Here is an 11,082-nt window from a genome sequence, read left to right as displayed (position 1 = left end):
GTTGCCCTTGGCTATATTAATGCGCCCCGTTGGGGCTAAACAACAGGGCTTGTCCGCCCTGTATCTCGGCTTTCAGCCGCCAAATGCTCTAACCCACCCGTCTTTTAGCGGGTGGTTGTTTAGTTATTTTCAAGGCGTGAAAACAGGCGCATAGCAAGCTATGTAACTGTTTTCACAACGCAGAAAATGGAGGAAAAGACCAGCCAAGTTGCTGAAGTTATAAAATTCTCACTCCTAAAAGTTCCTCTTGATGTAGTTCTGCCCAAGCCAATTGTTTTAATACCAGCAGGGGCATGGCACCAGTTTGGTACCACATGTGACTACAAAAGCACTTGTTTTAGCATAAGGTATAAGCGTCCTTCAGTACCTTGAGCACTGAAAGATGCTTACAGTTTTTATATCCGGCGGTTTTCATCACTCCAGGTTGGAAATGGCAAAGAAGTTGCTCACACTGACGAACAGACTGTTATACTTTCCCTTAAATAATAAAAAATTTTAGTATTGTTTCCACTGGTGATTGCGCAGGCTCTTTTAAAGCACGCTAACTAATGCACAGGTGTGATAGGTGAAATGTGTATCCAGCGATTGCTGGAGTGATAAAGAGGATGGGAGGCATGACCACCATGACCACCATGACCACAAAGCAAATGCCCCAGATCCTTATCGTAGATGATAACCAGAATAATCTGTTTACCTTACGAAGTTTGTTGACTGAGCATATTAGCGCAGAAGTCATTGAAGCGGATTCAGGGGAAAAGGCGCTTAATATTATCCTGCAACAAGTCATTGATCTGATCATTCTTGATGTGCAAATGCCGGGAATGGATGGTTTTGAAACTGCACGTATTTTAGGCTCCATAAAAAAAACCAAAAATATTCCGATTGTTTTTTTAACTGCGGCATATAAATCCGAAGAATTTCAGGAAAAAGGCTTTGCAGTCGGTGCGGCTGATTATTTGACTAAACCTATTGATCCTTCCCAGTTAATTAACCGTATTCGTACTTATTTACATTTTATTGAACGCGAATACCTGCATACTGATGAACTGCTGCAAGCCAATAATAAATTACGTCTGGAAGTTAATGAGCGTAAACAGGCACAAGCGGCATTAGCCTTATTGAGCCGCCAAAAACAACTCATTTTGGATAGTACTGAAGATGGTATCTTTGGTATGACCCTGGAAGGTGCTGTCAGCTTCTTAAATCCTGCGGCAGCAAAAATACTGGGTTATGCGCCACAAGAACTTATCGGGCAGCTACAACACGAGAAAATCCACTATGCCCACCCGGATGGTTCGGTTTATCTTCCAGAGGATTGTCCCATTTGCAATATTGTTTGTGAAAACAGGGATACAGAAAGCCAGCGCATTGATAATGAGGTTTTTTGGCGAAAAGATGGCACCCCGGTTCCTGTTGAGTATATTGCCGCTCCACTTATTGAGAACAATAAGACAGTGGGGGGCGTGGTTTCATTTAGTGATATTAGCTTGCGTAAAGAAGCTGAAGCTTCTATGCAGCTAACCAAAGAAGCCGCAGAACAAGCCAGGGAAGCAGCAGAACAGGCTAACCTTTCTAAAAGCCAGTTCCTGGCGAATATGAGTCATGAATTGCGCACGCCTTTGAATGCAATTATTGGTTATAGTGAAATTTTAACAGAAGAGTTTACAGATCAACTTGAAGATTACCCCGATTTCAATGATTACATTGATGATACAAATAAAATTTTAGAATCGAGCAAACATTTACTCACCTTAATTAATGATGTTTTGGATATTTCCAAAATAGAGTCAGGTAAGGCTACACTTCATAATGAGTCGATTTCACTTATCACATTGCTCGATAATCTTGCTACTACAGTGCAACCGCTGGTAGTGCAAAACCATAATACTTTTCAGCTTAAATATGCAAAAGATTTGGGCTATCTGTTCACTGATCTCACCAAGTTAAGACAAATTTTATTAAATTTAATCAGTAATGCCTGCAAGTTTACTGAAAAGGGACATATCACACTGACAGTAGTCAGACAAACAACTTCTCAAGAAGAATGGCTGGACTTTTCTGTTACGGATACCGGTATTGGCATTCCACTAAAAGAACAAGAAAAGCTGTTTGAGCCTTTCACCCAGGCAGATGGTTCAGCCACCCGCAAATATGGGGGGACAGGTCTGGGACTCACCCTTTCCAAGCATTTTGCAGAAATAATGGGGGGCCGCATCACTATCCAGAGTGAGGTCAATAAAGGTAGTACCTTTACATTACACCTGAAAGCAGCTTCTGCTGAATAAAAAAATAAGCTTGAGTACACCGAATAATATTTCTCCGCTAAGAGAGAATAGAGAGAATAGAGAGAATAAGGTGTTCTACTTAGTTGTACCAAAAAAGGAGGTGGTTTACGATGCGTCATTCTATACCAATGAAGTTGGCTTGGGGGGTACTGTTATTCCTGTGTACAAACTCAGCCTGGGCAAATGAAACACCCAAGGCGATGCGTGTTTTTACTGAACGCTATTTGCAGGAGACCGCTAAACACGAAACATTTGTTTTAGCAGTGCAAACACAAAATATGCTGCAAACCAGCCTCACTTCCATTAAACAACAAGATACCACTTGGCGTAACACGCCTGGTATTGATTCATTTATGTGGGATTTGATGCGCAATGATTGCGCATTAATCTTATTTAATCTGCAACAAATCTACCCTTTTATCAGCGAAGCTTTTGTCATGGATCAGCAAGGTGCCTTAGTTTGTCTTACATACAAGACGACTGATTATTGGCAAGGTGATGAGGCTAAATTCACTGAATCTTATCGCAATGGTCAAGGTGCAATTTATTACAGTGATGCGAAATATGATCTCAGTACTGATGAAATCATGATCCAGATATCAGTACCCGTGATGTCTGAAACTGATGCCATTGGCGTGATCATGTTTGGCATCAGTTTAGATCGTTGGGAAAGGAGATAAGTGATGCACAGCTTCAAAAACCTTAAACTGGGTACACAACTGATGTTTATCGCTACGGCGGTCATCATTCTCACTATTGCAAGTATTTCTAGCTATGTCGGCATACAGATTTATCGTCTTGCCGAAAAAGATATGGAGACGATTGCCCGGGAAACAGCATTGCATCATGCCAATGATCTCAAAGCACAACTGGAAGTTGCGCTGGATGAGGCCCGCGCCTTGGCAAATGTCTTTGAAGCAGCCGCCAATATCGATGGTTTTCGCCTCACCCGTCGCAAAGCTAATGTCATTCTACGCTATTTCATTGAAAATAACCCACAATTTTTAGGGGTTTATACTGCCTTTGAAAAAGATGCCTATGATGGTAAAGACCATAATTTTATTGGGGAGCTTGGACATGATGATAGCGGGCGATTTATACCTTATTGGACACGCGGCACAGAAGGTCAAGGCGTATTAGAAGCTTTACTTTATTACGATAAGCCTGGCGATGGTGATTATTATCTCAAACCCAAACAACGTAAACGTGAAACGGTTATTGGCCCATTTGTTTACCCGGTGCAGGGCAAAGATATTCTGCTGACATCCCTGGTGGTACCCTTATTAGATAAAAATGATCAGTTTATCGGTATCAGTGGCATTGATTTGAGTTTGACCAAGTTACAAGATATTGCCGAACATATTCAGATTGGAGATTTTGAAGGGGCTTATGTACACTTTTTCAGTGGTAATGGTGTCGTTGCCGCCAGTAAAAATACCGATTATGTGGGTAAAAAAGTCAATGAAGTGACCCAATCTCAACTTTTCACTAAAAAGATTTTGAGTAATGAACCATTTTTAATCGATCGCATGTCCTCATGGAGGGGAGAAAGCGTTATTACCTACGGCGCACCGGTAGAAATTGGCTTTACCGGTCAGAAATGGATGGTTACGGTTAACATTCCCAAGGCCGCATTAATGGCCCATGTCAATGAGACGCTGATGAATATTGTGGGCATTGGCATGTTGATTCTGGTGTTAGCCTGGCTGGTGATTTATTTGATGAGTCGCGTGCTCTCTAAAAATTTACACAAGGCGGTGAATGCCCTCGATAGCATTTCCAGAGGGGATTTGAATATTAAAATTGAAACCACCCCCGCGCAAGATGAAGTTGGGCAATTACTAAATGCCATGCAAACTACGCAAAGTAATTTGCATGAAATTATAGGTGAAATCAGCCTGGTCACACAAAAGCTGGCACAAGGCCAGCTTGACGCACGTATTGAAAAGAACTTCCCCGGTCAATTTGCCACCATTAAAGATGCAATCAACCGCATGACGATTACCTTGCAGGCCTTGATTGCAGAAACCCAGACGGTTTCCTGGCAATTTGCTGAAGGTGCCCTGAGTAGTCGCGTCAAATCCGAATTTCCGGGTGATTTTGCAGAAATTAAACATGCAGCTAATGCCATGGCTGACAATCTGCAAGCCTTGATTAGTGAAGCAGGGCAAACCTTTTCCCACCTGGCTGGTGGTGAAATGTCAGTACGTATTGATAGTGAATTTCCGGGAGACTTTGCCAAAATCAAGCAGGCCACCAATGAGATGGCGGAAAACCTTCAGGCCATTATCAGTGAAACCAGCCGCATTCTGGCAGAATTGGCCAGTGGTAATATGCAAGCCAAGGTAGAACTGGAATACAGTGGTGATTTTGCAGAAATTCGTCATGCGCTGGAAAATACGGCTGGCAAGTTATCCCAGGCGACCGAACAAAATGCCATTCAGGACTGGCTGAAAACCGGGCAGGCACAACTCAATGAGCAACTACGCGGTGAACAAGATGTCATCATCCTGGCAGAAAAACTATTAAATTATCTCGCCCCCTATTTAGAAGCCCAGGTCGGTTTATTTTATTTGTTAACTGAAGAAGAAAACCCTTCCGACGCCCGTTTGAAGCTGGTTGCCAGTTACGCTTATATACACCGCAAAGGTATGGTGAATGAGTTTAAAATTGGTGAAGCCCTGGTCGGACAAGCTGCATTGGAGCGCAAGCCGATTTTGATGTCGCAGATTCCAGATGACTATATCCATATTCAATCAGGTAGCGGGAATGCTGTCCCTCATACGATATTGGCTATTCCATTTTCTTATGAAAATGAGTTAAAAGGTGTGATTGAGTTAGGCTCTTTTAGTGATTTCAGTAATTTGCAAATGGAGTTTCTCACCCAGGTTGTCCCCAGTATTGGCATTGCGGTCATGTCTGCTGAATCCCGCACACGAATGCAGGCACTGCTGGATCAGAGTCAGGCACAGGCGCAGGAACTGCAAGAACGCGCTGCCGAACTGCAAAGACAAAAAGCAGAAATGCAGGAAAGTAATGAAAAACTGACTTCCCAGGCTGAAGAACTGCAAGCCCAGTCTGAAGAGTTGCAGACCCAGCAGGAAGAGCTGCGCCAAACCAATGAGTTATTAGAGCACCGCACTCATTCACTGGAAGTACAACAAACGGAGGTTGAACGTAAAAACAATGAACTGGAACGCGCTAAAAGCTCAATTCAGGTCAAGGCTGAAGAATTAGAAATTGCCAGCAAATACAAATCTGAATTTCTTGCCAACATGTCGCATGAACTGCGCACGCCGCTGAACAGCTTATTGATTCTGGCGCAATTACTGGCAACGGATAAAGAAAACAACCTCAGTGAGAAACAGTTGGAATATGCCAACACCATTCATAATGCCGGGGCTGATTTACTGGCGCTGATTAATGATATTCTTGATTTATCCAAGGTTGAGGCTGGCAAGGTTGATGTTCACCTGGAAGAAATCTCTCTCAATAAAATTGTGGATTCCGTAGAACAAAAATTCCGCCACATGGCAGATGAAAAATCCCTGGAATTTGCGGTTCGTGTTGAAGACGGCCTGCCACTTGCCATAAATACCGATTTTCAGCGTTTAACCCAAATACTGAACAATCTGCTGGGCAATGCCTTCAAATTTACCAGTGAGGGTGAAGTCAGCTTGAACATTGGCAAGCCCGGTGCAGACACCTTGCTTAACCGTGAAAATTTAGATCCTGAACGCACCCTGTCCTTTGCGGTCAGTGACAGTGGTATCGGTATTCCCGAAGAAAAACAAAAACACATCTTTGAGGCATTCCAGCAAGCGGATGGCACCACCAGCCGCCGTTACGGTGGCACCGGTCTGGGTCTGTCCATTTCCCGCGAACTGGCGCAACTGCTGGGGGGAGAAATTCAGCTATTCAGTGAAGAAGGCAGTGGCAGCCGTTTTGTTATCTATCTCCCCCTGCGTCTGCAACAAAAAATAGCAGAAAATATAACAAAACCACCAAAAATTCAAGCCAAAACAGAAGCTAAAACCAAACCTGAGCCAAGAACCACGCCGAAAAAATCACAAGGTTTTGCCTTAGTGCTTGATGATCGGGAACAGATCCAAGCCGAAGATAAAACCCTGCTGATTATTGAAGATGATCTTAATTTCGGTAAAACGCTGATAGATTTGGCGCGTGAGCAATCCTTTAAATGCTTATATGCCGCCGATGGCGAGCAGGGTTTGGAACTTGCGCAACACTATGAACCTGCCGCAGTTATTCTTGATATTGGTCTGCCAAAAATCGATGGTTGGAGCGTTATGGAACGCCTGAAAAGCAATCTGGATACACGCCATATTCCCGTGCATTTTGTTTCAGGATCGGATTACAGTCAAGACGCACGCATGATGGGGGCAATTGGTTACTCCATGAAACCTGTGAGTATGATTGACTTGACCGAAACATTTAGTCAAATCAGTCGCTTTATTGCCAATTCAATACGCAACCTGTTGATTATCACTGATGATGCTGAACATGAACAAAAAATTCTGGAGCTATTACAAAGTGAAGGTATTCATAGCATTATTTCACCTGACTGCGAAGATGCGCGTCAACAACTGGCCTCAAAACCCATTGATTGCATTGTACTGGATGTTGATGTGGAAAATGGCGCGGGCATCGGGCAGCTCAATGCGCTGTTTCAAGACACCAATCCGGTACCGGTTGTTGCTTATGGTGAACGCCAATTAAATGAAGAAGAACAAAACCTGCTGCAAAAATATGCCACCAATCTCACCGTCAAAGAGGCCCATTCTCCTGAACGTCTGCTGGATGAGGCAACGCTATTTTTACATCAGGTAAACGCCAACTTGCCAGAAGCGCAGAAACAAATGTTATATCAGGTCTATGACACCAACGCGGTATTTAGTGATAAAAAAATGCTGGTTGTTGATGACGACATGCGTAATATTTTTGCGCTAAGCTCCGCCCTGGAAGATAGCGGTGTGGAAGTTTTCACCGCAATAACGGGGAAAAAGGGATTGAGCGAGCTGGAAAAGCATCCTGATGTCAATGCCATTTTAATGGATATTATGATGCCGGAAATGGATGGCTATGAAGCCATTCGCGCAATTCGCGCCCAGCCTAAATTCCGTAATATCCCTATTATCGCGCTCACCGCCAAAGCCATGAAAGGGGATAAGGCTAAATGTATTGATGCGGGAGCCAGTGACTACTTGTCTAAACCCGTGGAAGCTGAACGCCTGCTGTCCTTATTGCGGGTTTGGTTGCATCGCTAAGGTGTAAGTGCGGTAGCGTGGTAGGGTGCATAAGCGTAGCACCATGCACCATTTTGGGGGACTCAGTCTCAGTTATTGGACTTGATCCCTTACATTGGTGGATGGCGGCAAAAGCCTTATCCGTCCTGCGGAACTCAGAAGTAATAACGTGCTTCTACAAAATAGTTTCTATCGGCCAGGGGAATGTCCTCTGGAATACCAACTATGCCCATCGCATTTGGACCCGGACTGGGATCACTGGCCTCTTGGTTCAGCAGATTGCGCACGCCAGCAGAGAATTTCCATTTTTTGTTGGGTGCGCTATAACGCAGTCCCAAATCAATTGTCGTATAATCGGCAATATCATGACGTTGATCAGCAGGGTTGCGTTGCCGTGATGCAACCCAATGTAGCTGCCCATGTAATGTCCAGCGTTTGATGATATTCCAGTCAAAACGTAGATAAACCTTATGTTGGGGCGCATAAGCCCCCTCATGGATTTGGTCTAATTTGCTGTGTTGATAAGCGTAGTTTCCGATAACATTAAGTGCTTGCAGCGGTTGCCAGCGAACTTCCAATTCAGCACCATAGCCACGATGCTCACCACGGTTCTGTGCAGTAAAACCATTTTTGTTAATATTAGCCAGATAGCGGATCTTATCCTTGAGCGTATAATGAAACAGGTTGAGTCCAAAATGCAGGTTTTCATGTGATAAATAAGCCCAACCCAGCTCCCAGGTCTGCATTTTTTCCGGCTTCAATTCGGCATTACCCTGCATCATCGGGTTATGAATATTATATAATTCATTAAAAGCAGGGGCGCGAAATGCGCTGCCATAAAGTAGTTTGCTGGTGAGTTTGGCGCTGGTTTTCCATACCACTGCCAAACGCGGGTTTAAAGTTGAGCCAAAATCGGAATAATTATCATAACGCAAACCTGTCGTAATCTCCCAGTCGTTATGAGGTTTCCAGGTATCCTGGACAAATAAATAGCTGTTTTTTCTCTGGGCTTCAGGCATTGGCGCAAAAGGCTGATCCGTGAAACTGACTGGCGCGGAACCCGGTGGCAGCGACGCGCCGGTAATGGGATCGGGGCCAAAATTTGCCATTTGCTCAACCTGATACATATCGCCAAAAGTATAACCTGTACCCACGCGCAATACATGATCTTTGATGCCGGAATAAAAGCCGGACAGTTCCAGTCGAAAATGGCGTTCCTTAAAAACCGGTGAGCTAAAATAACCGTCCGGGTATTTACCGTTATAACCACCCGCTGGATAGAGATACTGGAAACCTTCACTTTGCAATGGTGAATTCTGGTAAAAACTCAGTTGTGCAGTGACATCCCAATGTTCACTCAAATCAGGATCGTGATACGTCAGATCCGTATTAAAGCGTTGATCCGTATAACTGCCGATATTATCCAGTGCCTGCGCCATACCAATGCCCGCACCCAGATCGGAACGATCCTGGTAACCCATGCGCCATTGCCACAGACCATGCTCCAGATTAAGTCGCAGATCATAACCCCGTTTTTGTAAATTCATTTTCGCAGGCGCTAACGAAGCAGCCAAACCAAATTTGCGATCAAGAGCGCTTTGCATGTCTTCCTGGAGCAGACCACCATAACCATCGCTATGAAAATATTCCAGACTGAATGCCAATTGATAACCCTGCCACTTTGCGCCGTGTTGCAACCAGGTGTATTGCGTATCATAACTGCCAAGATGAGTTCCAACTTCAGTGCCGTCAATGTCACTGGCAGTTTTAGTCTGAATATTAATAACGCCAGCAACAGCATCTGCGCCATAGAGTGCAGAACCTGGGCCACGAATGACCTCAATGCGAGAAATTGCCTGTACGGGCATACCGCCCCAGGCACGTCCCCGGTTGCCATCCATTAGCGTTGTGATTGGCATACCATCAATTAAAATCAATACATGCGGATTATTTAAGGAGTAAAGACCGCGCATGGTATAAATGGGATTACCCGTTAAATGATGATGTGAAACGTGCAGGCCGGGAATGGTTGCTAAAACTTCATCCAGATCGACGGCATTCATTGCCTGAATATCTGTAGCAGTAATGACGCTGGCTGTGGCGGGAGCCTCACTTGTAGTTTGTTGCTGCCCCGTTGCAATGGAAACAACTTCAATATTCATAAGTTCTTCAAGAGACAGACTCTGCAAATAAGCCAAGTCATTTTCATTATTGCCAGTTGCAGCCAGTAAAGAGGGAAAAGACAGGCATTGACAGAGTAAGACAATAGCAATCTTTATTTTTATTGTGTTATTAAACAGATAATAGTCCATTACTATATTATTCCATAATTATATTTTAACTTATTTATTAACCCAATTGTAACAATTAGGTTACAGCCTTGTCAAAATTATGTAGGTATAAAATACTTGAATAATAGACTGTAGCTTGAACAAATTAGAGACAACAAATTAGAGACAGCCAAGAAAACAAATTAGAGACAAAACAAATTAGAGACAAAACAAATTAGAGACAAAACAAATTAGAGACAAAACAAATTAGAGACAAAACAAATTAGAAAAACAAATTAGAAAAACAAATTAGACAAACAAATTAGACAAATTAGACAAATTAGACAAATTAGACAAATTAGACAAATTAGACAAATTAGACAAATTAGACAAATTAGACAAATTAGATAAATGACAAATTAGACAAATGACAAATTAGACAAATGACAAATTAGAGACAGCCAATAAATTAAAAAAATAAAACTACACTATCGTTCTAATTTCCTCAGCCAAGTCAAATTATAAAATTCAGAGATAAACCAGGAAAAACAGCCCGATTATATGAAAAAAACCAAAAATCAGCCATAACCTACCTATGGCAGGCTATTTGGTGCCATAAATATAACTTAATGAGAAATGAAAATATCAGCTATTGGTATAACAACCGGGCAGCACTTTGACCTTTAAACCATTTTCGCCCCTGCCGTTCAGTTTCTTCCAGCAAGTGCCGCATGATACCAACAACCTTATAAAAATGATTACCGTAATGCTGTATGCCATCTATCCAGTTGTCTTGCTTAATTTCCAGACGTTGCAAAATGGGTCGAATATGCGCAGGAATAGCGCCACGCTTACCATCACGAATACAGCGCCCAGTCCAATCGACCAGTTCAAAGTATTCTTCCTGGCTGATGGGCAGGCAAACATGCGTATTTTGCGTGGCTTGAGGTTTCCCGGTCTTTTTAGTCTCAGCAAAAGGTAAAAGCCATTGGCTTTGTGGTTCTGGTTTTGAGACTGATTTTTTTTGAATCTCAACTCTTGCTGCAAAAGAAGTAAATTCAGAATCTTCCGGTGTTTGGGCAATGGCAGCCCGTACCGGATTAAGGTCAACATATGCCATGCAGCTAATTAAAGCAGCATCATCAAGCAAAGCCTGGGATTTGAAACGCCCTTCCCAGAAGCGCCCGGTACACTCATCTTCCTTGTTTGCCTGGCGTGCAATTGGCTCGTTCAGACAACGCATAAACCAGCTTAAATCTGCCA

5 protein-coding genes are annotated in these 11,082 nt (G+C 43.2%); 3 read left to right on the top strand and 2 right to left on the bottom strand.

Annotation, left to right across the window (positions count from 1 at the left end):
- Positions 1-614: 614 nt before the first annotated feature.
- The 3 genes from QUF61_RS17590 to QUF61_RS17580 all read left to right on the top strand — a co-directional run bounded on the left by QUF61_RS17590 (position 615) and on the right by QUF61_RS17580 (position 7,570).
- The gene (locus tag QUF61_RS17590; RefSeq protein WP_289682872.1) at positions 615-2,285 is read left to right on the top strand and encodes a sensor histidine kinase; all 1,671 of its coding nucleotides are present in this window, start codon (positions 615-617) and stop codon (positions 2,283-2,285) included.
- A gap of 110 nt (positions 2,286-2,395) precedes the next feature.
- Complete coding sequence (locus tag QUF61_RS17585) at positions 2,396-2,965, top strand: PDC sensor domain-containing protein (RefSeq protein WP_289682871.1); 570 nt, start codon at positions 2,396-2,398, stop codon at positions 2,963-2,965.
- A 3-nt stretch (positions 2,966-2,968) separates the two neighbouring features.
- On the top strand, positions 2,969-7,570 hold the full coding sequence (locus QUF61_RS17580) for a response regulator (protein ID WP_289682870.1): 4,602 nt from the start codon (positions 2,969-2,971) through the stop codon (positions 7,568-7,570).
- Positions 7,571-7,704: 134 nt separating this feature from the next.
- On the opposite strand, the gene QUF61_RS17575 is transcribed toward QUF61_RS17580, so the two are convergent.
- Together QUF61_RS17575 and QUF61_RS17570 are read right to left on the bottom strand one after the other, a co-directional pair.
- Positions 7,705-9,861 carry a TonB-dependent receptor plug domain-containing protein gene (locus QUF61_RS17575; RefSeq protein ID WP_289682869.1) on the bottom strand — a complete coding sequence of 719 codons (2,157 nt, stop codon included), beginning with the start codon at positions 9,859-9,861 and terminating at the stop codon, positions 7,705-7,707.
- Positions 9,862-10,468: 607 nt separating this feature from the next.
- On the bottom strand, positions 10,469-11,082 hold a 614-nt coding region (locus QUF61_RS17570), incomplete at its 5' end, for a transposase (RefSeq protein WP_475392999.1).

Origin of the sequence: Candidatus Venteria ishoeyi (assembly GCF_030378065.1) — a bacterium.
Classification (GTDB): Bacteria; Pseudomonadota; Gammaproteobacteria; order Beggiatoales; family Beggiatoaceae; genus Venteria; species Venteria ishoeyi.
Note: the sequence above shows the minus strand (reverse complement) of the source record. Positions and strands in the feature narration are given on the sequence as shown.

Bases quoted from the DNA above. Each gene is read 5' to 3' on its own strand.
- QUF61_RS17575 (WP_289682869.1), bottom strand. From the start codon at position 9,861: ATGGACTATTATCTGTTTAATAACACAATAAAAATAAAGATTGCTATT.
- QUF61_RS17580 (WP_289682870.1), top strand. From the start codon at position 2,969: ATGCACAGCTTCAAAAACCTTAAACTGGGTACACAACTGATGTTTATC.
- QUF61_RS17585 (WP_289682871.1), top strand. From the start codon at position 2,396: ATGCGTCATTCTATACCAATGAAGTTGGCTTGGGGGGTACTGTTATTC.
- QUF61_RS17590 (WP_289682872.1), top strand. From the start codon at position 615: ATGACCACCATGACCACCATGACCACAAAGCAAATGCCCCAGATCCTT.